Origin of the sequence: Roseomonas sp. CECT 9278, from assembly GCF_918698155.1 — a bacterium.
GTDB lineage: Bacteria > Pseudomonadota > Alphaproteobacteria > Acetobacterales > Acetobacteraceae > Neoroseomonas.
This window is the reverse complement of the sequence record NZ_CAKKLX010000003.1, coordinates 25,067-51,910: the sequence shown is the minus strand read 5'-3', so window position 1 is coordinate 51,910 and position 26,844 is coordinate 25,067. Positions and strand designations below refer to the sequence as shown.

26 protein-coding genes are annotated in these 26,844 nt (G+C 73.2%); 13 read left to right on the top strand and 13 right to left on the bottom strand.

Annotation, left to right across the window (positions count from 1 at the left end; translation table 11 throughout):
- Positions 1-17 precede the first annotated feature (17 nt).
- The 3 genes from leuS to holA are packed head-to-tail and all read left to right on the top strand — an operon-like array spanning position 18 to position 4,185.
- Complete coding sequence (leuS, locus tag LQ222_RS02835; protein WP_230164341.1) at positions 18-2,648, top strand: leucine--tRNA ligase; 2,631 nt, start codon at positions 18-20, stop codon at positions 2,646-2,648.
- On the top strand, positions 2,638-3,153 hold the full coding sequence (lptE, locus tag LQ222_RS02830; RefSeq protein ID WP_230164340.1) for an LPS assembly lipoprotein LptE: 516 nt from the start codon (positions 2,638-2,640) through the stop codon (positions 3,151-3,153). Before leuS ends, lptE begins: the two co-directional genes overlap by 11 nt.
- A 6-nt stretch (positions 3,154-3,159) precedes the next feature.
- Complete coding sequence (holA, locus tag LQ222_RS02825) at positions 3,160-4,185, top strand: DNA polymerase III subunit delta (protein ID WP_230164338.1); 1,026 nt, start codon at positions 3,160-3,162, stop codon at positions 4,183-4,185.
- 58 nt (positions 4,186-4,243) lie between these two features.
- Here the strand turns inward: holA and LQ222_RS02820 are convergent, their stop codons facing one another.
- Genes LQ222_RS02820 through LQ222_RS02795 form a run of 6 tightly spaced genes read right to left on the bottom strand, consistent with a single transcriptional unit; the run spans position 4,244 to position 10,148 of the window.
- Positions 4,244-5,104: a ParB/RepB/Spo0J family partition protein gene (locus LQ222_RS02820; protein ID WP_230164336.1), complete on the bottom strand. Its 861-nt coding sequence runs from the start codon at positions 5,102-5,104 to the stop codon at positions 4,244-4,246.
- Positions 5,101-5,916: a ParA family protein gene (locus LQ222_RS02815; RefSeq protein ID WP_230164335.1), complete on the bottom strand. Its 816-nt coding sequence runs from the start codon at positions 5,914-5,916 to the stop codon at positions 5,101-5,103. The genes LQ222_RS02820 and LQ222_RS02815 overlap by 4 nt, the downstream gene beginning before the upstream one ends.
- Complete coding sequence (gene rsmG, locus LQ222_RS02810) at positions 5,900-6,511, bottom strand: 16S rRNA (guanine(527)-N(7))-methyltransferase RsmG (RefSeq protein ID WP_230164334.1); 612 nt, start codon at positions 6,509-6,511, stop codon at positions 5,900-5,902. Before rsmG ends, LQ222_RS02815 begins: the two co-directional genes overlap by 17 nt.
- A complete protein-coding gene (mnmG, locus tag LQ222_RS02805) occupies positions 6,508-8,376 on the bottom strand; it encodes a tRNA uridine-5-carboxymethylaminomethyl(34) synthesis enzyme MnmG (RefSeq protein WP_230164333.1) in 1,869 nt (622 codons plus the stop codon). Before mnmG ends, rsmG begins: the two co-directional genes overlap by 4 nt.
- Before the next feature lie 48 nt (positions 8,377-8,424).
- The gene (mnmE, locus tag LQ222_RS02800; RefSeq protein ID WP_230164332.1) at positions 8,425-9,744 is read right to left on the bottom strand and encodes a tRNA uridine-5-carboxymethylaminomethyl(34) synthesis GTPase MnmE; all 1,320 of its coding nucleotides are present in this window, start codon (positions 9,742-9,744) and stop codon (positions 8,425-8,427) included.
- Between the two features lie 26 nt (positions 9,745-9,770).
- On the bottom strand, positions 9,771-10,148 hold the full coding sequence (locus tag LQ222_RS02795) for a ferredoxin (RefSeq protein ID WP_374202146.1): 378 nt from the start codon (positions 10,146-10,148) through the stop codon (positions 9,771-9,773).
- Positions 10,149-10,233: 85 nt separating this feature from the next.
- Here LQ222_RS02795 and LQ222_RS02790 point away from each other — a divergent pair, with 85 nt between their 5' ends.
- Positions 10,234-10,746, top strand: coding sequence for a methylated-DNA--[protein]-cysteine S-methyltransferase (locus LQ222_RS02790; protein WP_230164330.1), 513 nt, complete (start codon positions 10,234-10,236; stop codon positions 10,744-10,746).
- Positions 10,743-11,717: a quinone oxidoreductase gene (locus LQ222_RS02785; protein WP_230164328.1), complete on the top strand. Its 975-nt coding sequence runs from the start codon at positions 10,743-10,745 to the stop codon at positions 11,715-11,717. The genes LQ222_RS02790 and LQ222_RS02785 overlap by 4 nt, the downstream gene beginning before the upstream one ends.
- An 86-nt stretch (positions 11,718-11,803) precedes the next feature.
- On the opposite strand, the gene zigA is transcribed toward LQ222_RS02785, so the two are convergent.
- From zigA to LQ222_RS02770, 3 genes are all read right to left on the bottom strand, one after another.
- Positions 11,804-13,006 (bottom strand): zinc metallochaperone GTPase ZigA, encoded by a 1,203-nt coding sequence (gene zigA, locus LQ222_RS02780; RefSeq protein WP_230164326.1) that lies wholly within the window; start codon positions 13,004-13,006, stop codon positions 11,804-11,806.
- The gene (locus tag LQ222_RS02775; RefSeq protein ID WP_230164325.1) at positions 13,003-13,641 is read right to left on the bottom strand and encodes a DUF1826 domain-containing protein; all 639 of its coding nucleotides are present in this window, start codon (positions 13,639-13,641) and stop codon (positions 13,003-13,005) included. The genes zigA and LQ222_RS02775 overlap by 4 nt, the downstream gene beginning before the upstream one ends.
- A gap of 170 nt (positions 13,642-13,811) precedes the next feature.
- Positions 13,812-14,249 carry a zinc-ribbon domain-containing protein gene (locus LQ222_RS02770; protein WP_230164323.1) on the bottom strand — a complete coding sequence of 146 codons (438 nt, stop codon included), beginning with the start codon at positions 14,247-14,249 and terminating at the stop codon, positions 13,812-13,814.
- A 77-nt stretch (positions 14,250-14,326) separates the two neighbouring features.
- Here LQ222_RS02770 and LQ222_RS02765 point away from each other — a divergent pair, with 77 nt between their 5' ends.
- The 4 genes from LQ222_RS02765 to LQ222_RS02750 are packed head-to-tail and all read left to right on the top strand — an operon-like array spanning position 14,327 to position 17,601.
- Positions 14,327-15,001, top strand: coding sequence for a cell division ATP-binding protein FtsE (locus LQ222_RS02765; RefSeq protein ID WP_230164321.1), 675 nt, complete (start codon positions 14,327-14,329; stop codon positions 14,999-15,001).
- Positions 14,994-15,851: a cell division protein FtsX gene (locus LQ222_RS02760; RefSeq protein ID WP_230164319.1), complete on the top strand. Its 858-nt coding sequence runs from the start codon at positions 14,994-14,996 to the stop codon at positions 15,849-15,851. The genes LQ222_RS02765 and LQ222_RS02760 overlap by 8 nt, the downstream gene beginning before the upstream one ends.
- The gene (locus LQ222_RS02755; protein WP_230164318.1) at positions 15,848-16,810 is read left to right on the top strand and encodes a YdcF family protein; all 963 of its coding nucleotides are present in this window, start codon (positions 15,848-15,850) and stop codon (positions 16,808-16,810) included. The genes LQ222_RS02760 and LQ222_RS02755 overlap by 4 nt, the downstream gene beginning before the upstream one ends.
- Positions 16,807-17,601, top strand: a complete 795-nt coding sequence (locus LQ222_RS02750) for a 1-acyl-sn-glycerol-3-phosphate acyltransferase (protein ID WP_230164317.1) — start codon at positions 16,807-16,809, stop codon at positions 17,599-17,601. Before LQ222_RS02755 ends, LQ222_RS02750 begins: the two co-directional genes overlap by 4 nt.
- Positions 17,602-17,615: 14 nt before the next feature.
- Here the strand turns inward: LQ222_RS02750 and LQ222_RS02745 are convergent, their stop codons facing one another.
- Positions 17,616-18,239, bottom strand: coding sequence for a gamma-glutamylcyclotransferase (locus LQ222_RS02745; RefSeq protein ID WP_230164316.1), 624 nt, complete (start codon positions 18,237-18,239; stop codon positions 17,616-17,618).
- A 166-nt stretch (positions 18,240-18,405) separates the two neighbouring features.
- Here LQ222_RS02745 and LQ222_RS02740 point away from each other — a divergent pair, with 166 nt between their 5' ends.
- Together LQ222_RS02740 and LQ222_RS02735 are read left to right on the top strand one after the other, a co-directional pair.
- Positions 18,406-19,494: a DUF2125 domain-containing protein gene (locus LQ222_RS02740; RefSeq protein WP_230164315.1), complete on the top strand. Its 1,089-nt coding sequence runs from the start codon at positions 18,406-18,408 to the stop codon at positions 19,492-19,494.
- A 476-nt stretch (positions 19,495-19,970) separates the two neighbouring features.
- Entirely contained in the window at positions 19,971-20,195 is a 225-nt protein-coding gene (locus LQ222_RS02735; RefSeq protein ID WP_230164314.1) for a hypothetical protein, read from the top strand.
- 99 nt (positions 20,196-20,294) lie between these two features.
- Here the strand turns inward: LQ222_RS02735 and metW are convergent, their stop codons facing one another.
- Positions 20,295-20,897, bottom strand: a complete 603-nt coding sequence (metW, locus tag LQ222_RS02730; RefSeq protein WP_230164548.1) for a methionine biosynthesis protein MetW — start codon at positions 20,895-20,897, stop codon at positions 20,295-20,297.
- Positions 20,898-20,987: 90 nt separating this feature from the next.
- Here metW and LQ222_RS02725 point away from each other — a divergent pair, with 90 nt between their 5' ends.
- Positions 20,988-22,349 carry a hypothetical protein gene (locus tag LQ222_RS02725; protein ID WP_230164313.1) on the top strand — a complete coding sequence of 454 codons (1,362 nt, stop codon included), beginning with the start codon at positions 20,988-20,990 and terminating at the stop codon, positions 22,347-22,349.
- 87 nt (positions 22,350-22,436) lie between these two features.
- Here the strand turns inward: LQ222_RS02725 and LQ222_RS02720 are convergent, their stop codons facing one another.
- Together LQ222_RS02720 and LQ222_RS02715 are read right to left on the bottom strand one after the other, a co-directional pair.
- Entirely contained in the window at positions 22,437-23,246 is an 810-nt protein-coding gene (locus tag LQ222_RS02720) for an EcsC family protein (protein WP_230164312.1), read from the bottom strand.
- Positions 23,243-24,193 carry a LysR substrate-binding domain-containing protein gene (locus tag LQ222_RS02715; RefSeq protein WP_230164311.1) on the bottom strand — a complete coding sequence of 317 codons (951 nt, stop codon included), beginning with the start codon at positions 24,191-24,193 and terminating at the stop codon, positions 23,243-23,245. The genes LQ222_RS02720 and LQ222_RS02715 overlap by 4 nt, the downstream gene beginning before the upstream one ends.
- A 262-nt stretch (positions 24,194-24,455) precedes the next feature.
- Here LQ222_RS02715 and katG point away from each other — a divergent pair, with 262 nt between their 5' ends.
- Positions 24,456-26,663, top strand: coding sequence for a catalase/peroxidase HPI (katG, locus tag LQ222_RS02710; protein WP_374202148.1), 2,208 nt, complete (start codon positions 24,456-24,458; stop codon positions 26,661-26,663).
- The last annotated feature ends 181 nt before the right edge of the window (positions 26,664-26,844 follow it).

Here is a 26,844-nt window from a genome sequence, read left to right as displayed (position 1 = left end):
CGAAGCGCGCGCGCAGGATGAACGACAGCACCGCACCCCAGGACGCCCCGTCCCCCCGCTACGATTTCCGTGCCGCGGAGCCGCGCTGGCAGGCCGAATGGGAGGCGCGCGCCTGCTTCGCCGTGCCCGACGTGCCGCCGGCCGAGGCGCGCAAATACTATGTGCTCGAGATGTTTCCCTATCCGAGCGGCAAGATCCACATGGGGCATGTGCGCAACTATACGCTGGGCGACGTGGTCGCGCGCTACAAGCGTGCGCGCGGCCACCTGGTGATGCACCCGATGGGGTGGGATGCGTTCGGGTTGCCGGCCGAGAACGCGGCGCGCGAACGCGGCGTGCATCCCGCCGCCTGGACCTACGCGAACATCGCCAACATGCGCGACGAGCTGAAGCGCATGGGGCTGTCGCTGGAATGGGCGCGCGAATTCGCCACCTGCGACCCGGACTACTACGGCCAGCAGCAGAAGCTGCTGGTGGATTTCTGGAAGGCCGGGCTGGTCGAGCGCCGCGAATCCTGGGTGAACTGGGACCCCGTGGACAACACGGTGCTGGCGAACGAACAGGTGATCGACGGGCGCGGCTGGCGATCCGGCGCGGTGGTCGAGAAGAAGAAGCTCGCGCAGTGGGTGCTGGCCATCACGAAGTACGCGCCGGAGCTGCTGGAGGCGCTGTCCACGCTGGACCGCTGGCCCGATCGCGTGAAGCTGATGCAGTCCAACTGGATCGGCCGCAGCGAGGGTGCGCGGGTGCGGTTTGCGCTGTCCGCGCCGGTCGATGGCATCGAGGATGTCGAGGTCTTCACCACGCGCCCGGACACGCTGTTCGGCATGTCGTTCCTGGCCGTTGCCGCCGAACACCCCATCGCGGTGGCCACTGCCGCGCGCGATGCGAAGGCCGCCGCGTTCATCGCGGAGTGCCGTTCGATGGGCACCTCCGAGGCGGTGATCGAGCAGGCGGAGAAGAAGGGCCACGACACCGGCATCCGCGTGAAGCACCCCTTCACCGGCGCCGAATACCCGGTCTGGATCGCGAATTTCGTGCTGATGGAATACGGCACGGGCGCGATCTTCGGCTGCCCGGCGCATGACCAGCGCGACCTGGATTTCGCGCGGAAGTATGGGCTGTCGGTGACGCCCGTCGTGCTGCCGAAGGGTGCTGACGCCGCCACCTTCGCGGTGGCAGACGAGGCCTTCACCGATGACGGCACCGCGTTCAATTCCGGCTTCCTCGACGGCCTCGACGTGGCGGCCGCCAAGCGTGGCGCGATCGACGCGCTGGAGCAGCGGCAGGCCGGGACCGGCGTGGTGAATTGGCGCCTGCGCGACTGGGGTGTCTCGCGCCAACGCTACTGGGGATGCCCGATCCCCTTCATCCATTGCGACGATTGCGGCGTGGTGCCGGTGCCGGCCGACCAGCTCCCGGTGCGCCTGCCCGAGGATGTGGACTTCGCCAAGCCCGGCAATCCGCTGGACACGCACCCGACCTGGAAGCACGTGGCCTGCCCGCGTTGCGCGAAGCCGGCGCGGCGCGAGACCGACACCTGCGACACCTTCGTGGATTCGTCCTGGTACTTCGCGCGCTTCTGCTCGCCGCGCGCCGACCAGCCCGTGACGCGCGCGGCCGTCGATGCCTGGCTGCCGGTGGACCAGTATATCGGCGGCATCGAGCACGCGATCCTGCACCTGCTCTATTCGCGCTTCTTCACGCGCGCGATGTCGGCCTCGGGCCACCTGTCGCTGGCGGAACCCTTCGCCGGGCTGTTCACGCAGGGCATGGTGCAGCACGAATCCTACAAGTCGGCCGATGGCCGCTGGCTGTATCCGGAGGAAGTGGAGTTCGGCACCGCCGCCGACGGGTCGCGCACCGCCACGCTGAAGGGCGCCAATGCGCCGGTCACGATCGGCCGTGTCGAGGCGATGTCGAAGTCCAAGCGCAACACGGTGGATCCCGGCGCCATCGTCGCGCGCTACGGTGCCGATACGGCGCGCTGGTTCATCCTGTCCGACAACCCGCCCGAGCGCGACATGGAGTGGACGGAATCCGGCGTCGCCGGTGCCTACCGCTTCACGCAGCGTGTGTTCCGCATGGTCGAGGCCGCGCTGCCCACGCTGCCCGCGCCGGATGCGGGCGTGCATGATGGCGACGACCGCGCGGCCAAGGACTTGCGCCGCGCCACGCATCGCGCCATCGCCGCGGTGACCGAGGCGCTGGAGACCTTCGCCTTCAACGTCGCCGTCGCGCGGCTGTACGAATTCGCCAATGCGATCGAGGCGGCGCGCAGCGAAACGTCCCCCGCCGCGGCCGCCGCGCGGCGCGAGGCGCTGGAGATGCTGGCCCGCCTCTCCGCGCCGATGATGCCGCATCTGGCCGAGGAAGCCTGGTCCCTGCTGCGTCCCGGCGACGCCGCGCTGGTCGCGCAGCTGCCGTGGCCCGAACCCGATGCGGCGCTGCTGGTGGCGGAGAGCGTGAAGCTTGCCGTCCAGGTCCTGGGCAAGCTGCGCGCCACCATCGAGGTGCCGGTGGGCGCGAGCGAGGACAGCATCTTCGCCGCGGCGGAAGCCGAGGAGAACGTGCAGCGCGCGATCGCCGGCAAGCCCATCCGCAAGCGCATCCATGTGCCCGGCCGGGTGGTGAACCTTGTCGTCTGAGCGCGGCACGCGCCGGGCCGTGCTGGGGCTGCTGCTGCTGGGCGGCTGCGGCTTCCGGCCGATGTATGGCGAGCGTGAATCCGGCAGCGTGACGCAGGGGCTGCAGACCGTCCGTGTCGGCCTGATCCCCGAGCGCAACGGTCAGCTGCTGCGGCGGAACCTGGAACAGCGCCTGGGCAGCGGCGGGGCGCAGATGCGCTACGACCTGCGTGTCGGCCTGGCCTATGGCATCGACCTGCAGGGCTTCGCGCGGGACGGCACGCCATCGCGCGTGCGGATCACCGCCTCGGCCAGCTGGTTCCTCTACGATGCCGCCAGCCCGCCACGGCTGGTGGCAAGCGGGTCGGAACGCGCCTTCGACGCCTACAACGTGCCGGAGAACCAGTTCTTCTCGGCCGATACCTCGCGCGAGGCGACCGAGCGCCGGCTGCTCGACCAGCTGGCCGACGATATCGTGCGCCGCCTGGCGGTGCGCTTCGAGTCCGGGCCGCCGAGCGCGGGCTGAACGGGCATGGCGAAGCTGGACGCGCGCCGCATCGCGGGCTTCCTGGCCGACCCGGGCGGCGCGCGCATCGTGCTGGTGTTCGGCGAGGATGGCGGCCTGGTGCGCGAACGCGCCGATGCGCTGGCGCGCGCCGTCGCCGGCGACGACCCCTTCCGCCTGGTGGACGTGCCGCGCGAGGTCGCGGCCAAGGATGCCGGCCTGCTGGCCGCCGAGGCAGCGACCCCGGCGCTGACCGGCGGGCGCCGCCTGGTGCGCGTGCGCGACGCGACCGACGGCCTGGCGACGGCGGCCAAGGCCGTGCTGGCGGGCAACGGGCCGGGCGTGGTGCTGCTGGAGGGCGGGTCGCTCGATGGCCGCAAGGGGCTGCGCGCCGCACTTGAGAAGGCCGGGCCCGAGGCGGCGGTGATCGCCTGCTACGCCGAGACGGGCGCGGCGCTGGAGGGCTCCATCACCGGATTACTGAAGGGATTCGGCGTCACCGCCGAACCTTCCGCCGTGTCCTGGATGGCGCAGCGGCTGGGCGAGGATCGCCTGGTGATGCGCCGCGAATGCGAGAAGCTGGCGCTGTATGTCGGCGCCGGCGGGCGCGTGAGCGAGGAGGATGCGCTGGCGTCGCTGTCGGAGGGGTCCACGCTCGACCTCGACGCCGCGCTGCTGGCGGCGACCGAGGGCGACCCCGCACGCGCCGACCGCGCGCTGGATGCGGCCTTCGCCGAGGGCGCGCACGCCGTGCAGGTGGTGCGCGGCGCGCTGCGGCATGTGCAGCGGCTGGAAGTGGCGGCGATGGCGGTGGCGCGCGGGGCGGCACCGAAGGACGCGCTGGAGGGGCTGCGGCCACCGGTCTTCTTCAAGTCGCGCCCATCCTTCGAGCGCGCTCTGCGCCTGTGGCGGCCGGAGACACTCGCGGCCGCCGGCGCGGCGCTGCTGGAGGCGGAACGGGCGACCAAGACCACGGGGATGCCGGATACGGCGGTGGCGCGGGCAGCGGTGATGGGGTTGGCGCGGGAGGCGGTGCGGGCGCGGCGGGGGTAGAAGGCCAGGGCTCTGCCCTGGACCCGCCAAGGGCCGAAAGGCCCTTGGATCGCGGGACTTAGGCGAAGTCGGGGTCCAGCAGGCGCAGCACGCCTTCGAGCTGGTCGAGGTCGCCATAGGTGATTGTGACCTGGCCACCCTTGCCGGCCGGCTTGATGCCCACGCGAAGGCCCAGCCGCTCCGTCAGCCGGCGTTCCAGCGCGGCGGTGTCGGCATCCTGCTTCGTGGCACGGCGGGCGGCGGGATCGCGCGGCGCGGCAGCGGCCAGTGCCTCGGTCTGGCGCACCGACAGGCCGCGCACCACCACCAGCCCGGCCAGGCGTTCCGGGTCCTCGGCGCCCAGCAGCGCGCGCGCATGGCCGGCCGACAGCGTGCCCGTGCGCAGCAGGTCCCGCACGCGGCCGGGCAGGTTCAGCAGGCGCAGCGTATTCGCCACATGGCTGCGCGACTTGCCGACCGCCTGGCCGAGCGCCTCCTGCTTCAGGCCGAATTCGCCGAGCAGGCGGGCATAGCCCTCGGCTTCCTCGAGCGCGTTCAGGTCCTCGCGCTGCAGGTTCTCGACCAGGCCGGCGGCCATGGCGGCACGGTCGTCGAGGTCGCGGATCACCACCGGCACGTCGTGCAGCCGCGCCTGCTGCGCGGCGCGCCAGCGGCGCTCCCCGCCCAGGATCTGGTAGCGGCCAGGCGCCTTGGGCTTCGGGCGCACCAGGATGGGCTGCAGGATGCCGTGTTCCTGGATGGAGGCGGCGAGTTCGGCCAGGGCGGCCGGGTCCGGCGTGGCGCGGGCCTGGAAGGGGCTGGGTTCCAGGGCCTCCACCGGCAGGGTGCGCGGGGCGCCAGCCGGGGTGGCGGCAGGGGCGGCGGGCGCGTCGCCCATCAGCGACGACAGCCCCCTGCCGAGGCGCGGCGGCTTCGTCATGCGGCGGATTTCCTGGCGCGGCGCTCGCGCTTCAGCAGTTCCGCGGCCAGGTCGACATAGGCCTGCGCGCCGGCGGAGCGGTGGTCGTACAGGATCACCGGCAGGCCGTGCGACGGCGCCTCGCTGATGCGGACATTGCGGGGGATGACGGTGCTGTAGACCTTGTCGCCGAAGAAGGCGCGGACATCGGCGGCGACGAGCTCGGATAGATTGTTCCGCTTATCAAACATTGTCAGCACGATGCCCTCAAGCTCGATGGCCGGGTTCAGCGCCCGCTTCACGCGTTCGACCGTCCGGGTGATCTGCGACACCCCCTCCAGGGCAAAGAATTCGGTCTGCAGCGGCACCAGCACGGAATGCGCGGCGACCAAGGCGTTCAGCGTGAGCAGGCCGAGCGAGGGCGGGCAGTCGATGAGGATGATCTCGGTGCCCCCCAGCGCCGGCGCCTGGGCGTCCAGCGCATCGCGCAGGCGGCGTTCGCGGTTTTCCAGGCCGACCAGCTCGATCTCCGCGCCGGCCAGTTCGGGGTCGGCGGGCAGCAGCGTCAGGTTCGGGATGCGCGTGGGGCGCAGCAGGTCGGCCAGCGGCTTCTCGCCGGTCAGCAATGCATAGGACCCGGCGCCGCGATCCTGCCGCGCGATGCCCAGGCCGGTCGAGGCATTGCCCTGCGGGTCCATGTCGATCAGCAGCACGCGGCGCTTGGCTGCCAGCGCGGTGCCGAGGTTGATCGCGGTCGTGGTCTTGCCCACCCCGCCCTTCTGGTTGGCGAGGGCGATGATGCGAAGGGGCGCGCGGTCAGTCGTCGCGGGCACGGCGGATCTCGCTCAGGCGGAGGATGGTGGCCTCGGGGTCCGTGCGGCTGTCGAACCGCTCGGTCTTGAAGTGCCAGTGCGTGGCGGCACTCGTCAACTCTTGCTCGGCGGTGCGGCCCTTCGGAAAGACCGCGATGCCCCCCGGGGCGAGGAATCGCGCCGCGAATCCCAGCAGCGGATCGAGCGGCGCGAGCGCACGCGCGGTGACCGCAGCGATCGGCGGCAGGGTGGCGCGCTCGATTCGGTGCGGGTGGACCTTCACGCCCGGCAGCCCCATGCGTCCGGCGGCGTCCATCAGGAAGGCGGCCTTGCGCCGGTCGGATTCCACCAGATGCACGTCGCGATCGGGCAGCGCGGCCGCGATCACGAGGCCCGGCAGCCCGGCGCCCGATCCCAGGTCGGCGATCGCGCCGGTCGCGGGCAACAGTGGCAGCAGCTGGAGGCTGTCGGCGATATGCCGGTGGTCAACCTCGGTCGCCGTCCGCGCCGAAACCAGGTTGATGGTCGCGTTCCAGCGCAGCAGCAGGTCGCGATAGGTCGCGAGCCGTGCGTCGCGCGCCGGGTCCGGCGGAACCGTGGCGATCGGGTGTTTCACGTGGAACGCGGAGCGTCGCGGCGCAGCGCCACGGCCAGGGCGGCGATGGCCGCCGGGGTGATGCCCGGGAGGCGGCCGGCCGACCCCAGCGTCGCGGGCCGGGCGGCGGCCAAGCGCTGGCGCATTTCCGAGGACAGCCCGGCGATGGCCGCGAAGTCGAGGTCGGGCGGAATGGCGGCGCGCTCCTCGCGTTCCAGCAGGCGCATCTCGGCCTCCTGGCGGCGCAGATAGGGCGCGTAGAGCGCCTCGGCCTCCAGCAAGGTGCGCAATGCGGGCGCCAGGTCCCGCAGCCATGGGAAGGCGCCATCGACCACGCCGGCATCCACCCCGGGCAATGCGAGCACCTCCAGTACCGACCGCCGTCGCCCATCCTGGTTCACGGCGATGCCTGCCGCGGCCAGCGCGCCCGAGGTCGCGCCCTCCGCCCGCGCGCGTGCCAATGCATCCGCCAGCGCGGCGGCGAAGGCCCGGTGGCGTGCGGCGCGTTCCGGTCCCACGCAGCCCCAGGCGACGCCCTTCACGGTCAGTCGCAACCCGGCATTGTCGGCCCGCAGCGCCAGCCGATGCTCGGCGCGCGCGGTAAGCATCCGATAGGGCTCCGACACGCCCTGCAGCACCAGGTCGTCCACCAGCACGCCGACATAGGCCTCCGCGCGGGTCAGGACCCGGTCGGGCTGCGCGCCCGCGGCGCGCGCGGCGGCGTTGAGGCCCGCCATCAGCCCCTGCGCGGCGGCTTCCTCGTATCCGGTGGTGCCGTTGATCTGCCCGGCCAGGAACAGCCGCGGCACGGTGCGGACTTCCAGGGCCGGCGTCAGGGCGCGCGGGTCGACATGGTCGTATTCGATGGCGTAGCCGGGGCGGCTGATGCGCGCGCGCTCCAGCCCGGGGATGGAGGCGATCATCGCCCCCTGCACCGCCTCCGGCAGGCTGGTCGAGATGCCGTTCGGGTATACCGTATCGTCGTCGAGCCCCTCGGGTTCGAGGAAGATCTGGTGGCGCTCCCGCTCGGCGAAGCGGACCACCTTGTCCTCGATGGACGGGCAATAGCGTGGCCCGACCCCCTGGATGCGCCCGCCATAGACGGCGCTCTGGTGCAGGTTGGCCCGGATCAGGGCGTGGGTTGCGGGCGTGGTGGCGGTGATGGCGCAGGCCACCTGGCGGTTGGTGATCCGCCCGGTCATCCAGGACAGCGGCTCCGGCGGGTCGTCGCCTGGTTGCGGCTCCAGGGCCGCCCAGTCGATGGTCCGGCCATCGAGGCGCGGCGGCGTGCCGGTCTTGAGGCGCGCCAGCGGCAGGCCCATCCGCTCGAAGGCCAGCGCCAGGCCGATCGCGGGCGCATCGCCGACACGACCGGCGGGGATGCGCGTCTCGCCGATATGGATCTCGCCACGCAGGAAGGTGCCGGTCGTGACCACCACGGCGCCGCAGCCGATCCGCCGGCCGTCGCCGGTGACCACGGCGGCCACCGCGCCGTCGGCGTTGGTCTCGATCCCCTCTGCCGCGGCTTCCAGGATCGACAGCCCGGCCTGGCCCTCCAGCAGGCCGCGGATCGCCTCCCGGTACAGGCGGCGGTCCGCTTGCGCCCGCGGTCCACGCACGGCCGGCCCCTTCGAACGGTTCAGCACCTTCACATGGATCGCCGCCGCGTCGGCCGCCCGCGCCATGAGGCCGTCCAGCGCATCGACCTCCCGCACCAGATGGCCCTTGCCCACGCCGCCGATGGCCGGGTTGCAGGACATCTCGCCAAGCGTCGCGCGCTTGTGGGTCAGCAGCAGCGTGCGCGCGCCACAGCGCGCGGCGGCGGCGGCGGCCTCGCAGCCGGCATGACCGCCGCCGATGACGATGACATCGAAGGAACCATCCATCGGCGCGATATACGGGATCAGGCGGCTCTGCGGGAGAGAACCCGACGCTCACTTGCCGATGCAGAATTCCGCGAAGACCAGGTCCAGGATGTCCTCGACCCCGACGCGCCCGCTCAGCCGGCCCAGCGCCCGCAGCGCTGCCCGCAGCGCTTCCGAGACCAGCTCGGGCAGCACCGCAGCTTCCGCCTCGGCCAGCCAGGCCGCCGCCTCGGTCAGCGCGGCGCGGTGTCGCGGGCGCGTCAGCAGGGCTGCGTCCCCCGTACCGGCCAGGCGCACCGCCTCGGCTTCCAGCCGCCCGCGCAGCGCCTCCATCCCGATCCCCGTGCTGGCCGAGATCGCGAGCGGCGCCGTGCCGCCGATCGTCCCTTGTGCCGGCGCGAGATCCACCTTGTTCACGAGCACCAGCGCCCCGGGGGTGACCCAGGCGAGCGTCGCCGGGTCCGGTGCGACGTCGGCGGCGAAGACTGCGATCACCAGGTCGGCTTCCTCGGCCCGCCGCCGCGCCCGGCGAATGCCTTCCTGCTCGACCTCGTCCGCGGCGTCGCGCAGCCCTGCCGTGTCCGCGAGGGTCACCGGGACCCCGGCGAGGACCAGCCGGACCTCGACCACGTCCCGTGTCGTTCCTGCCCGCGCCGAGACGATCGCCGCCTCCCGCCCCGCCAGGGCGTTCAGCAATGACGACTTGCCCGCATTCGGCGCGCCGAGGATGGCGACCACCACGCCGTCCCGCAGCCGTTCGCCCTGCCCGCCATCGGCCAGGTGCGTGGCGATTTCCTGGCGCAGCGATGCCGCCCCGGCCCGAGCCTGGTCGCCGAGGTCGCTGGGCAGATCGTCCTCGGCGAACTCGATGGCGGCTTCCTGGTGCGCAAGCAGCCGCGCCAGCCGCGCCGCCCAGCCGCCGAGCAGGCGCGCCAGGGCGCCATCCGCCTGCCGCAGCGCCTGGCGTCGTTGCGCCTCGGTCTCGGCGGCGATCAGGTCGGCGATGCCCTCGGCGGCGGTCAGGTCCATGCGTCCGTTGAGGAAGGCGCGGCGGGTGAACTCCCCCGGTTCCGCCGGCCTGGCGCCCAGGGCCGCGAGCGCGCCGGCGACGGCGGCGATCACCGCGGGCCCACCATGTAGGTGCAGCTCGGCGCTGTCCTCGCCGGTGTAGGACCCTGGGCCGGGGAACCAGGTCACCAGCGCATGGTCCAGCGCCTCCTGCCCTGCAGTGGCGCGCAGCCGCCGCAGGCTGGCGTGGCGCGGCGCCGGCCGGGCGCCGGCGATCGCGTCAAGGATCGGTCCGCTGGCGGGGCCGGACAGCCGCAGCACGGCGATCGCGCCCCGCCCCGCGCCGCTCGCGAGGGCGAAAATCGTGTCGGTGCCGTTCACGCCGGAGGTTTCACGTGAAACACCGCTCAGCCCTTCGGCGGCGGCACGTCCGTCTCGGTTAGCATCAGCCGCCGCACCCGCCCGCCACCGATCACATGCACCTGCAGGATCTCCTCGACATCCTCGGCGGTCCGCGGGCGGTACCAGACCCCGTCGGGATAGATCACCATGGCCGGGCCGAACTCGCAGCGTTCCAGGCAGCCGGCGGTGTTCACGCGGATATCGGGGATCTTCAGCTCCTTCGCGCGGGCCTTCATGTAGTCGCGCAGCTTCTCGCTGCCGCTGGCGGCGCAACAGCCACGTGGGTGCCCGTCCTGCCGGCGGTTGGTGCAGACGAAGACATGCGCGGCATAGAAGGGTGGCGGATCGGCATCGGTCACGCGGGCAACTCCGGCAGCGGGCATGGGCACCATGTAGCGACCCCCCGCGCGGCCTCCAACCCGCATGGCTTGACGGCCCCCCGCCTCCGGGTGTCTGTCCCGTCAGGCCATGCCCCAGCTTTCGCTGCACACCCCGCTCGGGGACCTGACCGTGTCCGAGGAGGACGGCGCCATCGTTGCCCTCGACTGGGGCCGTGGCCGCGACCAGGACGCCACGCCCCTGCTGCTGCGCGCCCGCGACCAACTGCAGGACTATTTCGACGGCATCCGCACCGGCTTCGACCTGCCGCTCGCGCCCCATGGCACGGCCTTCCGGCGCAAGGTCTGGGATGCGCTGCGCACCATTCCGGCGGGCCAGACGCGCTCGTACCTCGACATCGCCCGGCAGGTCGGCTGCCGCGCGCCGCGCGCCATCGGCCAGGCCAATGGCGCCAACCCGATCCCGATCCTGATTCCCTGCCACCGCGTGGTGGCCGCCGATGGTACCCTCGGCGGCTATTCGGGGGGCGAGGGAGCGGCTACCAAACGCTACCTCCTGGACCTCGAGCGCGTGGCGCCCGCGGCCGACACCCTGTTCACGGCCGCCACGACCCCGGCCCAGCGACGGACCCGCCCTTCATGACCCACGCCATCCGCATCCATGAGACCGGCGGCCCCGAGAAACTGGTGTGGGAGGACATCCCCCTCCCATCCCCCAAGCCGGGCGAGGCGCTGGTCCGCCACAAGGCGGTCGGCCTCAATTTCATCGACGTCTATTTCCGCACCGGCCTCTACAAGGCGCCCTCCCTGCCCGCGATCATCGGCATGGAGGGGTCGGGCATCGTCGAGGCGATCGGCGAAGGGGTGACCGAGGTAGCCGTGGGCGATCGCGTCGCCTACGCCACCGGCCCGATCGGCGCCTATGCCCAGGCGCGCTGCATCAAGGCCGACCGCCTCGTGAAGCTGCCCGACGCGATCGGTTTCGAACAGGGCGCGGCCATGATGCTCCAGGGCATGACCGCCGCCTTCCTGATCAAGAAGTGCTACCCGGTGCAGGCCGGCCAGACCGTGCTGGTCCATGCCGCCGCCGGCGGTGTCGGCCTCATTCTGTGCCAGTGGCTCAAGCATATCGGCGCCACCGTGATCGGCGTGGTCAGCACCGAGGAAAAGGCGGCGCTGGCCCGCGCCCATGGCGCCGCCCACGCGCTGCTCACGAAGGATGACGTCCCCGCCCGCGTGAAGGAGATCACCGGCGGCGCGATGCTCCCGGTGGTGTTCGACAGCGTCGGGCGCGACACCTTCAACACCTCGCTCGACTGCCTGGCCTCCTTCGGGATGATGGTCTCCTACGGCAATGCCTCGGGGCCGGTCGCCATTCCCGACCTCGGTATCCTGTCGGCCAAGGGGTCGCTCTATGTTACGCGCCCCACCCTCGTGACCTACACGGCGAAGCGCGAGGACCTGAACGCCCGCGCCACCGACCTGTTCGAGGTGGTGGCCTCCGGCGCGGTGCAGATCCGCGTCAACCAGACCTTCGCGCTGAAGGATGCCGCCGACGCGCATCGCGCGCTGGAGGCACGGCAGACCACGGGCAGCACCGTTCTTCTGCCGTAGAGGCAAGGCCGGGGGAACGAACTCCCCCGGACCCCCTCCTTTTTCTGTCCGTCGCCAAGGCGCGCCCGGCGCAGCGCGCCGGCCCATCACCCCTGGCGCCAGACCGGGAAGGGGTCGGGCAGCTTCGCCCAGGCCTTGGCACCCTTGGCCATCTCGGCATCGGTCAGCAGGCAGGCCTCCAGCTGCAGCCGCAGGGCGGCCTCGTCCACCTCCACGCCGATGAACACGATCTCCTGCCGGCGGTCGCCCCAGGGCTCCTGCCACTGCCCGGCGACCATGGCGCGCCAGTCGGGGTCATCCGGCCAGCGGCTGCGCGGCTGCGCGGCCCACCAGAAGCCGGCCGCCTCATGCCGGCTCACGCGCCCGGCCAATTGCCATTCCCCGGCCCAAGGGAGCCGGGTCGCCAGCCAGAAGAAGCCCTTCGCCCGCACCACGCCTGGCAGGTCGCCCTCGATCAGCCGCTTGAACCGCGCCGGATGCAGCGGCCGCCGCGCCCGCCATACGAAGGACCGGATGCCGAATTCCTCGCTTTCCGGCAAATGCTGCCCGGACAGCGCCTGCACCCAGCCCGCCGCCTGGCGCGCCTGGCCGAAATCGAAGCGCCCGGTCCCCAGCACATGCGACAGCGGCACCTGGCCGCGCGTGCTCGCCACGATCTCGGCGCGCGGGTTGAAGGTGGCGATGATGCCGGCCAGCCGGCGCAGCTCATCCTCCGCCACCAGGTCCGCCTTGTTCAGCACGATCACATCGGCGAATTCCACCTGCTCGACCAGCAGGTCCACCAGCAGCCGCGTATCCTCCTCGCCTGTCGTCTGCCCGCGCCGCGCCAGCGTATCCGCCGAGCCGTAGTCGGCCAGCCAGGCCTGCGCATCAACCACCGTCACCATGGTGTCCAGCCGCGCGACATCCGCCAGGCTGAACCCCTCCTCGGTACGGAAGTCGAAGGTCGCGGCCACCGGCATGGGCTCGCTGATGCCCGTGCTCTCGATCAGCAGCGCATCGAAGCGGCCTTCGGCGGCCAGCTTCGCCACCTCGGCCATCAGGTCCTCGCGCAGCGTGCAGCAGATGCAGCCGTTGGACATCTCGACCAGGCGTTCCTCGGTGCGCGAGAGCGTGCCGGCATTGCCCACCAGCGCCGCGTCGATGTTCACCTCGCTCATGTCGTTGACGATGACCGCGACGCGCCGGCCCTCGCGGTTCGCCAGGACATGGTTCAGCAGCGTGGTCTTGCCCGCCCCCAGGAAGCCCGAGAGCACCGTCACCGGCAGCCGCCCATCCTGCGCGCTCATGCGAAGACCCCCGGTTCGTCGATGCACAGCAGGATGCGCGCGCGTTTGTCCTCGGGCAGGCGCGAGACCGGTGGCGACCGGTGCAGGCAGCCCGCCGGCGCGGGCGTGGCGTGGCGCGTGCCCTTCAGCAGAGCCACGGCACAGGCGGGCGCCTGGTGCGGCGCGCGGCAGTCCGGGCCGCACAGGGTCCATTGCGTGCCCTCGCCCCGATAGGTGCACAGCAGGCGCAGCCCGATCGCATCGATGTGGAAGTGGCGGCAGGAATCATGCACCACGCCATCCAGCCGCACCCGCACCCGGTCATGCCCGCTGATGGCGGCGAACATCGCGGCCAGGCGCGTCATGTCGGCCGCCAGCGCCACCGGCACCGGCTGCCCCAGCGCCGCCAGCACGCCATCCACTGCAGCTTCCGGCGCATCCTCGCAGGCGGCGCGGAAGGGCGCGGCGGCCAGCAGCGGCGCGGTCATCCTGCGCCACCCGGCCGGTTCGGGCCGCAGCCACAGCGCCAGGGCGACGTCGCGCCGCAGGATCTCGAGCAATACGGCCTGATCCGTGCTGGCCGCCGCGCAGGGCGGGGTGGCGACCGTGCGGACCATCCCGGCCCCGGGGGGAAAGACTTCGCACAGGAGGGACATCGGGCGGCTCCGGCCTGCAGCCATTTCCGCTCGCCTTGGCGCGCTTCAATGTCTCCAGGGCATTGGTTCCACGAGCATCTTCACCCGATCGGATGGGTCCATCCGACCGGGATCTGCTCTGACGCCTAAATGTTATAACATAACTTTTCTGGGGCCGGCAAAGTCCCCGCTCACGCCAGGCCGAGCACCGCGAAAAGCCGCGTCGCCGGCGGCCAGGCCGCCATGACCTGCGCCCGGAACAGCACCAGCCCCACCACGCCGGCCGCGACCAGCGCCAATGACGCGATCCAGGCCCGGCGCAGCGCCACCTGGTCCGCCCCGGCGCTGGCCACCGGCGCGCGCTCACGTGCGGGTGGCGCGGACGGTGGCGCGGGCGGCTTGGGCGGCGCAGCCACCGAGGCGGGTTCGGGCGCTGGTTCAGGCGCCGGTTCCGGCGGGCGGGGCGGCGGCGGCGGCGATGGCGGCGATGGCGGCGGTGGCGCCGCGGCGACGCGCGGCAGCGCGAAATCCGTCGCGCAGCGCGAACAGCGCAGCGTGCGGGCCGCGCCGGCCAGCAGCCGATCCGGCACCTCGTACTCCGCGCCGCAGGAAGGGCAGGCGATCCGCATGCGATTCATATCAACCGGCGCGCGCCGCTCGGCAAGCAGCGGTTGAGGTGCAGGGCCGGGGCAGGCACAAAAGGGGGATGGTCCGATTCAGCCGCGTGGCCCTGGCCTACCCCGATCCCCGCGGCCGGCCCGGTGCCGCGGTGCTGCGCGACCTGTCCTTCACCCTGGGGGATGGATCCTTCACCTGGATCCTCGGGCCCTCCGGCGCGGGCAAGACCTCGGTGCTGCGCCTGATGCACGCCGCGCTGCGCCCGACCACGGGCGAGGTCGAGCTGCTGGGCGTCGCCCTCGCCCGCGCCCGCCGCGCCGACCTGCCGCCGCTGCGCCGGCGCATCGGCGTGGTGCACCAGGAATTCCGCCTGCTCACGCATCTCTCGGCCTGGGACAATGTGGCGCTGCCGCTGCGCCTGGCGGGCACCGCGGAATCCACCATCCGCGGCGACGTGACCGACCTGCTCGACTGGATCGGCCTGACCGGCAAGGAGGAACGCCGCCCGGAGGAACTCTCCGGCGGCGAACAGCAGCGCCTGACCATCGCCCGCGCCGTGGTCACGCGCCCCGCCCTGCTGGTGGCGGACGAGCCGACCTCCGAGCTCGATGCCCTGCAGGCGCGGCGCACCATCGCGCTGCTGGCCGAGATGAACCGACTCGGCACCACCGTGGTGGTCGCGACCCATTCGGAGGACCTGCCGGCGCGCCACCCGGCGCGGATGCTCACCCTCGATGGCGGCCGGGTGGTTGCCGATGGCTGAACCGCGCCGCCGCCTCGCGCGCGATCCGCTGGGTCTCCGCCGCGCCCTGGCCGACCGGCTGCTGCTCGGCCTGGTCGCGGCCATGGCCTTGCTGGCGGCCTTGGCGCTGGCCGGGCGCGACGGCGCCGACCGCCTGGCCCAGCGATGGCGCGACGGCGCGCAGGCCGCGGTCACCGTCCAGGTGCCCGAGCCCACGGCGGAGCGCATGGCGCGCGCGCTGGCGGCCTTGCGCGCCATGCCCGAGGTCGCCGCCGCCGAACCGGTCGACCCCGCCCGCATGGCCGAGCTGCTGCGCCCCTGGCTGGGCGGCGCGCACAACGTCCCGCTGCCGGGCGTGATCGAGCTGCGCCTGGCCGACCTCGCGGCCGACCCGGTGCGGATCGGCGACCGCGTGGCGGCCGAGGTGCCTGGCGCGGTGACCGAGGCGCATGGCGTCTGGGTGGCGCATCTCGCGGCGCTGGCGCGCGCGGTCGAGGGCGTGGCGCTGGCGGTGCTGGCGCTGGTGGCGGGTGTCGCGGCGGCGGTGGTGGCGGTCGCGGTGCGCGCCGGGTTGTCGGCGCGGCGCGATGCGGTGCTGGTGCTGCATGGGCTCGGTGCCACGGATGCCGACGTGGCGGGGCGCTTCGCGCGGCGCGTCGCCGTGCTGGCGGCGCTCGGCGCGGCGGGCGGCACGCTGGTGGCGCTGCCGGCGCTCACGGGCCTTGCGGCGGTGGCCGGGCCCTTGGCGGGTGCCGCGGAATGGCAGGGGCTGCCGTGGCTCGACCTGGCGCTGGTCCCGCTGGTGGCGGCGCTGGTCGGCTGGACCACGACCCAGGCGACGGTGCGGCTGTGGCTGCGGCGCCTGCCATGAGCGTGACGTCGGACGGCGTGCCGAGGCAGGGCGTGCCGGAAGGCGAGCCATACCAGCGCGTGCCGGAAGGCGAGCCGAGACAGGGCGTGCCGGAAGGCGAGCCGAGACAGGGCGTGCCGGAAGGCGAGCCATACCAGCGCGTGCCGGAAGGCGAGCCGAACCAGGGCGTGCCGGAAGGCGCGCCGAACCAGGGCGTGCCGCAACCCATGCTGCCGGCGCCTTCGCCCTCGCGCGCCCAGCCTGCCGCGGCCACACCCGGCGCGCCCCCGGCCGGCCCGCATGACAGCGCGCCGACCGCTGCCCCCGCCCGGGACCTCCGCGTCGCGGCACAGCCCGTTCCGCCCGCGCGCCGCTGGCGCCGCCGGGTGGTCCGGGCCAGCCTGGCGGCCGTGCCGCTCGCCCTGCTGCTGGGCTTCCTCGCCTTCGTGCAGGCCGCCATCGCACCCGTCATGCGAACCCCGGGGGAGACCGACGGCATCGTCGTGCTGACCGGCGGCTCGGAACGCGTCGCGACCGGGTTGCGCCTGCTCGCCGAGGGCCAGGCGCGCCGGCTGCTGATCTCCGGCGCGCATCCCGAAGCCGGCCTGGCCGAGATCGCCAGCGCCGCCGGCATCGACCCCGCCCCCTTCGCCGGGCGCGTCGCGGTCGGCCACGCCGCCGCCACCACCCGCGGCAACGCGGTCGAGGCCGCCGCCTGGGCGCGCAGCGAGGAGATGCGCTCGCTGCGCATCGTCACCGCCGGCTACCACATGCCGCGCGCCATGGTGGAACTCCGCCGCGCCATGCCCGGGATGCCGCTGGTCGCGCATCCGGTGCCCTCCGCCGCGCTGCGGGCGCCGGGCGCGTTGTGGCGCCCGCGGGTCTGGGCATTGCTTGCGGGCGAGTATGCCCGCTACCTGGGGGCCTGGGCCGGGCTCTCGGGCGCCTTCGTCCCGCGACGGGAGACTCACGCGACATGACCTGGCTGCGCTCGGCGCTGTTCAACCTGGTGTTCCTTGGCGGCACGGTGCTGACCGTGCTGTTCGGCACGCTGCTGCTGCCGCTGCCCGCCCGGGTGATGGTGGCCTATATCCGCAACTACGCCCGGCTGATGGTGGCGGCGCTGCGCGCGATCTGCGGCATCCGGCTGGAGGTGACGGGCCTGGCCAACATTCCCGCCGGGAAGGTGATCATCGCCGCCAAGCACCAGTCGGCCTTCGACACCATCGTGTGGCTCGCGCTGCGGCCGCAGGAGCGGGACCCGGTCTATGTGCTGAAGCAGGAACTGGTGGACATCCCGCTGTGGGGGCGGCTGGCGACGCGCTGCGGGCATATCTCGGTCGACCGTGCCGCCGGGGCCTCGGCGTTGCGCGGCATGGTGCGCGCGGCGCAGGGCGCGCTCGCCGCCGGCCGTCCGGTCGTGATCTTCCCCGAAGGCACGCGCACGGCGCCCGGCGAGCATGCGCCCTACCAGCCCGGCGTCGCCGCGCTGGCCGGCGCCGCGGGGGCGGCGGTGGTGCCGGTGGCGACCGACAGCGGCCTGTACTGGGGCCGGCGCGCCTTCCAGAAGCGCCCGGGCACCATCCATGTCGCGATCCTGCCGCCGCTGCCGGCCGGGATGCCGCGCGTCGCGCTGATGGCCGCGCTGGAGACCGCCATCGAGGACGCCACGGCCACCCTCACCGGCCTGCCGCGGCCTGTGGACAAGTCTGGGGACGGCGCCACTGTCATTCCTGATTCGGACACGGAGCGGAGCCCCGCAACCTCCTGATTCGGAGCGATCCGTTAATCAGGAATGAAGTTTGTGGATATCTCCGTCCCGGCGGCGTCGGGCAGCAGGGCGGCGATGCGGTCCAGCCCGGCATCGCGCACGCCCATGGCGCGCAGGTGCCGCAGCGTGTTCAGCAGGTAGTCGCGATTGGCGCCCATCGCGCCATGGCCGCCGGCGATCGCCGCCGCCGCCCGCTCGGGCGACAGCCGCCCGCAATACAGCCGGCACCCGCGGTTCGCGACATAGGCGACCGCGCGCACCATCCGCCCGCTGTCCAGCAGCCGCAGCGGCAGCATCCGCCGGTGATAGACCTGCTCGGCCCCGTCCGGCAGCTCGCGGTCATCGAGATAGGCGAGCACCGCGGCCGCCTCCGCCCCGCGCACCGCGAAGGCCAGCCCGCGGCAGGCGCCGCCGCGATCCAGGCCGAGCACCAGGCCGGGCCGTTCCGGCGTGCCGCGGTAGCGGTGCGACCACAGGCAGAAGCGGCGATGGAAGCCGCGCAGCAGCGCCGGATGCGCCCGCGCATGGCTGAAGCCGGGCCGCCAGATCAGCGACCCATAGGCAAAGACATAGAGGTGGCCGTCGGCATCGAGCAGCTCTCGCTGCGTGGCGCCATCCGCCGGCGGTGCATGCAGCATGTCGCGGTTCCGCATCCGCGGCGCCGCGCGGCGTCATTCCATCCGTCGGGCGCGCCACCGGCCCGCATCCCGGCCCGGCGATCCGGTCCGACATGTGGTCGGCGGGTGGTCGGGTGGGGATGCGGGCCGGTGCCGCCTGATCGGAAAACGTCCTATATCCGGCACCGTGACCGACGCCAAGCCGACCCGCCCCGCCCGCCGCCACCTCCGCCGCGCCCTGGCGGCCGTGCTGCTGGTCGTGCTGCTGGGCGGCGCGGCGCATGGCCTGGCTTGGCACTGGGCGACCGGCGCCATCGCCGTGGGCATGTCGGACTGGGTGACGCAGCGGCGCGCCGAGGGCTGGACGATCGAGCACGGCCCGCCGGCGCGCGGCGGCTGGCCCGTCGCGGCGCGGCTGACGATGGCGGATGTGCAGGTCGCGTCGCCGGCCCGCGCCGGCCATGCCGGCATGGCGCACCAGGCCGCGCGGGTGGTGCTGCAGATCTCGCCGGCACAGCCCGACCGGCTGGTGGTGCTGCTCGATGGGCCGCAATGGCTCAGCCTGGGCGGCGCGACGATTCCCTTCGCGGCCGACCGCTTCGCGCTGTCGGTGCCGCTGGCCGCGGGATCAGTGCCGGCCGCCGTCGAGCTCGACGTCGCCCGGCTGGAGACGCTGCTGCCGGCCGGGCCGCTGGCACTGCGCGCGGCGCGCATCGTGCTGGTCAGGGGCGCGGCGCCGCCGCCCGGCGCCGAGGCGGAGGCCGTGCTCGGCCTCACGCTGCGCGCCGAGGGCGTGGTGCCGCCGGCCTCGCCGCTGACCGCCGCCTTCGGGCGCGAGGTCGAGCACCTGTCGATCGAGGCGCTGCTGGCCGGCACGCCGCCGCTGCCCGGCCCGCCGGCGGTGATGGCGGCGGCCTGGCGCGACGCCGGCGGGGTGGTCGAGCTGCCGGCGCTGGCCCTGCGCTGGGGCCCGCTGGCCGGCGATGCGCGGTTGTCGCTGGCGCTGGACGCGGCGCTGCAGCCGCAGGGGCGTGGCACGCTGCGCATGTCCGGCGCGCCGGCGGCGCTGGAGGCGCTGGCGGGGGCCGGGCTGATCGATGGCGGCGCGGCGCGCGCCGGCCAGGGCGTGGTGGCGCTGCTGGCGCGCACGCCGCCGGAGGGCGGGCCGCCGCGTGTCGAGGTGCCGGTGGCGCTGGCCAACGGCAGCGTGTCGGTAGCGCGGGTGCCGCTGATGCGCGTCGCGCCGATCGCCTGGCCGGCATCGCGCGCACGATGAGCCGCGTGGCGGACCCGCCGCGACGGGTGCGATGGGTCGGGCAGGGCGTGCCGCCGCCGGCCATCGCGATGCGGTGGCAGGGTGTGTCGGTGGCGTCGTCGCTCGATAAGGTGGGCGAGCCCTTGGCGACGATACCGCGGCCGTCGCGGCGCCTTTGCGCGTGGGCTGCAACCCCCGCGTGCGGCCTGGCGTGCATGCGCGGCGCGCAGCGTCGCGATGCGGGTGGAATCGGGCTCGATATCTACCCTTGCGATGGGGTCGACTCGGTGCGCCGCACCTGCGTCGGCGAAACGGATTAACGCCACGCAAGCGTTGCGCTGCGCTTTCCGCGCGTAGCGCGAGAGGGCCGTGAAAACGACGTCAATCAGCACCGCACAACCGTCACAGCCCTGTCGGTTGCCGCCAGCGCAGCGTTAAAGATGACGCATGGCTCTCCTGACTGTGACAGGGCGCGCTGCCACCACCGAGAGACGCGGATGGATGATGTGACGTTCGAAACCCAGGCCGAAGCGGAAGGTACGGACCGCAGCGCGATCGTGATGATGCTCACCTATGTCGAGGCCGAATGCCGTCGACTGGGCGATGCCGAAGCGGCGCGGCATGCCGCGCTGGCGGCGCAACTCATCACCGGGCAACAGGTCGCGCCGGCGGTCGAACGCGGGCTGCGCCGCGGCCCGCCGGTGGCCGTGCCGCTCAACTGAATCGCGCGGCGCCGCGGCGCGCCGTCGCCGCGCTCGCGGCCTGCCGGTGAACCGGCCAAAGCCAATCCATCCGGAGGTCAGCGCGCCGCGCGCGCGATGTCAGGTCGCGCGGCGCAGCTGGAACAGCGCCTGTTCGCCGAACAGGTTCGCCAGGCGCACGGAGCGCCGCCATGGCGCCTTCCGCCCGCGCTCATCCACCGCCAGCCACTTCTCCACGCGATAGCCGTCCATCTCGCACAGCGCCAGGAAGTCGAGGATGGTGCAGGGGTGGATGTTCGGCGTTTCGTACCAGGGGCGGTTCCAGGTGTCGGTGTCGGGCATGCGCCCGCGCGTCAGCAACCGCCAGCGCAGCTGCCAATGGCCGAAATTCGGGAAGGACACGATGGCATGGGCGCCGATGCGCAGCATCTGGCGCAGCACCTCGCGTGGTTTCTCGACCGCCTGCAGCGTGCGCGACAGCACCACGTAGTCGAAGCCGCCATCGGGGTAGAAGGCGAGGTCGTTGTCGGCATCGCCATGGATCACCGCGAGGCCGGAGGACACCGCCTTCGTGACTTCCGCCATGTTGATCTCGATGCCGCGGGCATCGGCCTGCTTCTCGCGCGTCAGGTGTTCGATCAACGCGCCGTCGCCGCAGCCGATGTCGAGCAGCCGCGCGCCCTGCGGGATCATCTCCGCGATCAGGCGGAGATCCAGGCGCATGTTCTTCGCGACGTAGCGGATGTCGGGCGGGGCTTCGGGCATGTGCGGCGCTTCGGCGTGGCCAGGCCAGCGGCGTAGTAGGCTGGCGCCATGAAGGCAAGCGTCGCGGCGTCCGCGTTGCAGGTGGGGCTGGTCGCGCTGGTGGTGGCGGCCGGGGTCCTGGGCTGGCACGCCCTCGTGGCCGGGCCCGAGCCGGTGCTGCACGACCGCAGCGGCATCCTGCTCGACACGGCGCCGATCTGGCTGCTGCCGGCCTGGTACCTGGCGGCCTGGCAGGCGCTGAGCTTCGCATCGCTGCGCCGTGCGTTGCGCGGTGCGGCGGCGCTGGCCGGGCTGTGCCTGCTGACCTTCGCGGTGGCGCTGCTGCTGGGCGTGGCGACCGCCGGGCTGGCGGCGCTGCCGGTCGGGCTGGCCGGCATCCTGGTGATCGCGCGGGTGATGGCGCGCTACGATGCGGCCGATGCCGCGCCGGCGGCGGGCGCGCCGCGCTGGGCGCATCTGGTCGGCGTGCTGGCCGGCTATGCCCTGCTGATCCCGGCGCTGCTGGCGCAGCGCGACGAATACGGGCGCGAGGTGGCGCCACTCGCGGGCAGCGCCGGTGGCCTCGTGGTGCTGCTGGCGCCCCTGGTGGCGGTGGGCATGCCGCATGCGGCGCTGACCGCCTGGCGGCGCGCCGCGGGGCGCCCGTGGCCGGCCTTGCTGCCGCGCGCCGCGGTGCTGGCGCTGCTGGCCTGGCTGCCGGGCGCCATCATCATCGGCCCCGCCTGGCCGCTGACGATGCCCGCGCGCAACCTGGCGCTGCACGAGGAGATCGCGCTGTTCCGCGCCGCCGGCGCCTATTGGCGCGGGGCGCACGCCGGCGATGCGATGCGCGCGGCGCCGGGCCCCTGGCCGGTGACGCTGGTGGTGCCCGAGGGCTGGCTCGGCCTGGAGGACCGCTACCGCGGGCCGGAGGAGGTGCCGCGCTCGCTCGAGATCGCGCGCGACCCGCGCGCCCCGCCGGCCGATCCGCCGATCCTGCGGCTGCGCCTGGAGGCGCCGCTGCCCGTGCTCGCGGCCGAACCGGGCCGCGGCGTGGCGCTGGGCTGCGCCGCGCCGGACCCGGCGCGCGGCGGCCTGGTGGCGTGCCGGCAACTGGCCTTCGACGACCAAGAAGGCCCCGCCCCGGCGCTGGCGGCGATGCTGCCCGAGGCGTCGCTCACGCGGCGCGTCGTGCTGCGCGAGGGGCTGTCGCCCGAGGACTACCTGTTGGCCGGGCCAGGCCTGCTGGCGCGCTGCCGGATCGGCGGGTCCTGCACGCTGCACCTGCGCGTGGTCGAGGGACCGGCGGCGCTGGTGATCCTGCCCGAGGCGGCAGCCTTGCGCTGGCGCGAGGCGCGCGACGCCGCCGCGCGCCTGCTGCACGACGCCGCCGGGCTGCAGGTGGCGCGCGACGACGCGCCGCCGTTCTGACAGACCGTGTGAGACTGCCGGTGCCAGGCTGCGGAATGCGCCGCCCGGCGCATTCCCAGGCGGTCCCTGACAGGCCGTTGCGCGGCGTCAGTGTGCCAGGAAGGGCGCGTCGCGCGTGTTCGCCAGCGCGTCCCAGGCGGCGCGCACCTGCGCCGCGCCATGGGTGCGTTCCAGCCGGCGCAGCGTGAAATGCCCGCGCGCCACGCCGCGGAAATGTTCCAGGAAGGCGATGTTGACCGCCGCGCCGGCCGCCGCCCCCAGGATGGGTGCGGCCTGCGCCGTGACCTTCAGCCCGACCGGCCCGACGAAGCGCGCCGCCACCGCCGCCACGAAGCCGGGCACGATGGTGCGGCCCACCGCGCCCTTCAGCGCCTCGGCCAGGGCGATGCGCACGGCGAAATAGCCGCTCTCGGTGGCATCGTCGGCCGCCGTCGTGCCGCCCAGCGCGAAGACCTTCAGGCATTCGGATGCGGCCTCGGGGGCCGAGAGGTCCTCGCCTTCCTCGCCCGCCACGGCGGCGACCTGGCGCAGCAGGATGGTGGTCGAGACCGGCAGTTCGACCAGCGTGCCGGCCAGCCCGAAGGCGCCGCCGATGGCCCCCGACGTCGCCGCCATGCCGCGATGGAACCAGGATGACGGGATGGGCAGCGGCGAGACCGCCGGGCCGGAGCGCATGGCGGTGCCGATCGCCAGTTGCAGCGCGGCGCGCACCGCGCCGTCCAGCCCGCCCTGCACCGCGGTGGGCAGCCGCGCGCGCAGGGCTTCGATCGGCATGCCGGCCAGCCCGGCCAGGCGCGCGGCCAGCGATGGATTCTCCAGCGCCTCGTACGCCGCGCGCAGGTCGCGCAGGGCGGCGGGGGGCAGGTGGGTGTCGGGGGGGATGGTGGTGAGGCTCATCGTGACCGCTTCACTTGGCCCCGCGCCGCGCGTTGATCCAGCCCCGCCGCCTCACGTTCCGCGGCGGCGGCGTAGGGGGCCAGGCGCTCGGCCACCACGCGCGCCACGGCTTCCACCGCGGCACGGCGCGGGAAGGCGGCGCGCCAGACGATGCGGATGGTGCGCGACGCGCGCGCCGCCAGCGGCCGCAGCACGATGCCGGCATCCTGCGCCGCCCCGGCCGCCAGCCCCGGCACCAGCGTGGTGCCGTAGCCGGCGGCGACCATGTTGATCAGCGTCGCCAGGCTCGATGCGCGCAGCGCGCCGCCGAGCGGCCCAGCCAGGCCGCAGGCGGCCAGCGCCTGGTCGCGCAGGCAGTGGCCATCGGCCAGCACCAGCACGTCGGCGGACAGCTCGGCCTCGGCGATGCTGTCGCGCGCCGCCAGCGGATGGTCGGGCGGCAGGGCGGCGATGAAGGGTTCGGTGAACAGCGCGCGGCTGGCGAGGTCGGCGCCGTCCGGTTCGCTTGCGAGCAGCGCGGCGTCGAGCTCGTGGGCGCGCAGCTTCTCGACCAGCGTGGTGGTCACGTCCTCCCAGGGTTCGATGGCGAGGTGGGGCAGCGCCTCGCGCAGCGGGGCGAAGACCAGCGGCAGGAGGTAGGGGCCGAGCGTCGGGATCACGCCGATCCGCAGCGGGCCACGCAGCGGGTCGGCCAGCGCCTTGGCCAGCGCCGACATGGCCTCGACCTCGGCCAGCGCGACACGGGCATGGGCGAGCAGCGCCTCGCAGACGGGCGTCGCCACCACCTGCTTGCTGTTGCGTTCGAACAGCACGACGCCGAGCGATTCCTCCAGCTTGCGGAGCTGCACGGACAGCGTCGGCTGGCTGACGCGGCAGGCCTCGGCGGCGCGGCCGAAATGGCGGTGTTCGGCGACGGCGAGCATGTAGCGGAGGTCGCGGAGGTTCATCCTGTCCCCTTCGGGGCCGTGCCGGGGCGCGGCGGGACGCGGCGCTGGCGCAAGCTGCGCGCAGGCACCCCGGGCGCGGGCACGATCATTGGCACCGTCTATCACAATCTTCAAAACTTGGGGCTTCCGTAATCATGCCGGGCATGGGACACGCGTCGCCACGGAGCCGGCCACGATGAATGCCGGTTCGCCTGCCGCCGGGTTCGCTTCCCCGCCCGCGGATGGGATCAGGCATCGCAGCCAGCAACGGAGAGACAGCATGATGGACGGAACCTCGGGCACCGGCGGCAAGTGCCCGGTGATGCACGGCACCCCGGTCGCGGCGCGCTTCAGCACCCGCACGAACAAGGATTGGTGGCCCAATGCGCTGAACCTGCGCATCCTCGCGCAGCACTCCGCCAAGTCGAATCCGATGGGCGAGGGCTTCAGCTACGCCGAGGAATTCAAGAAGCTCGACCTGCACACGCTGAAGGCCGACATCATGGCGCTGATGAAGGTCAGCCAGGATTGGTGGCCGGCCGACTACGGGCATTACGGCCCGTTCTTCATCCGCATGGCCTGGCACGCGGCCGGCACGTACCGCACGGCGGATGGCCGCGGTGGCGCCGGCAATGGCGCGCATCGCTTCGCGCCCGAGAATTCCTGGCCGGACAACGCGAACCTGGACAAGGCGCGCCGCCTGCTGTGGCCGATCAAGCAGAAGTACGGCAACCGCATCTCCTGGGCCGACCTGTTCGTGCTGACCGGCAACTGCGCGATCGAATCCATGGGGCTCAAGCCGTTTGGGTTTGGCGGCGGCCGCGTGGATATCTGGGAGCCCGAGGACGACATCTACTGGGGTGCCGAGACGACCTGGCTGGGCGATGAGCGCTACACCGGCGACCGCGAGCTCGCGAACCCGCTGGCCGCGGTGCAGATGGGCCTGATCTACGTGAACCCGGAAGGCCCGAACGGCGTCGCTGACCCGGTCGCCTCCGGCCGCGACATCCGCGAGACCTTCGCGCGCATGGCGATGAACGACGAGGAAACCGTCGCGCTGGTCGCCGGCGGCCATACCTTCGGCAAGGCGCACGGCGCCGGCGATGCGTCGCTGGTCGGCCGCGAGCCCGAGGGCGCGCCGATGGAGGCGATGGGCCTGGGCTGGCTCAGCACCTGGAAGTCGGGCAAGGGCGTCGACGCCATCACCTCCGGCATCGAGGGTGCCTGGAAGCCCAAGCCCACGACCTGGGACATGGGCTATTTCGACATGCTGCTCGGCTATGAGTGGGAGCTGCACAAGTCCCCCGCCGGCGCGCAGCAGTGGCACCCGAAGGACCGCGCCGCCTGGACGCTGGTCGAGGACGCGCACGACCCGTCCAAGCGCCACCCGCCGATGATGACCACGGCGGACATGGCGATGAAGATGGACCCGGCGTATCGCGCGATCAGCGAGCGGTTCCACAAGAACCCCGACCAGTTCGCCGATGCCTTCGCCCGCGCCTGGTTCAAGCTGACGCATCGCGACATGGGGCCGAAGGTCCGTTACCTCGGTCCGGACGTGCCGGCCGAGGACCTGATCTGGCAGGACCCGGTGCCGGCGGCGACAGGTGCGCTGATCGACGCGGGCGATGTTGCCGCGCTGAAGGCGCAGATCCTCGCGACCGGGCTGTCGGTGTCGCAGCTGGTGCAGACGGCCTGGGCCTCGGCCTCGACCTTCCGCGGGTCGGACAAGCGGGGCGGCGCCAATGGCGCGCGCATCCGCCTGGCGCCGCAGAAGGATTGGGAAGTGAACCAGCCGGCGCAGCTCGCGACCGTGCTGGCGGCGCTGGAGGGTGTGCAGGCGGCGTTCAACGCGTCCGCCACCGCCGGCAAGCAGGTGTCGCTGGCCGACATCATCGTGCTGGGCGGCTGCGCGGCCATCGAGGCCGCGGCCAAGGCGGCCGGCTTCGGCGTGACGGTGCCCTTCGCACCGGGCCGCACCGATGCCACGCAGGACCAGACCGACGCCGCGTCGTTCGATGCGCTGGAGCCGGAGGCCGATGGCTTCCGCAATTACCGCCGCGCGCGCTTCACGGTCTCGGCCGAGGAGCAGCTGGTGGACAAGGCGCAGCTGCTGGGCCTGACGGCGCCGGAGATGACCGCGCTGGTGGGCGGCATGCGCGTGCTGGGCGGCAATTTCAACGGCTCGCCGCATGGCGTGCTGACGAAGCGCCCCGGGCAGCTCACGAACGACTTCTTCGTGAACCTGCTGGACATGGGCACCGCCTGGTCGCCGACCGACGAAAGTGCGGAGGAATTCCAGGGCCGCGACCGCGCCACCGGCACGGTGACCTGGACCGGCACGCGGGTGGACCTGGTGTTCGGGTCGAATTCCCAGCTGCGCGCGCTGGCCGAGGTCTATGCCCAGGGCGACAATGCCGGGAAGTTCGTCGGTGACTTCGTGGCGGCCTGGGTGAAGGTGATGAACGCGGATCGGTTCGACCTGGCCTGATCCGGGCGCGCATTCCGGGCTGGTCGGCGGCCGCCTCCTTCCGGGGGCGGCCGTTCGGCGTTCCTGGACACCGCCCGCGGATATGGTCCTGGACCGCGGCACCCCATATAAGGCGCCCCGACGCGGCAGCGCGGCGTGCGGTCCGGTTCAAGGGCCGCGGCGGCCGGCGCTTGAAGGCATG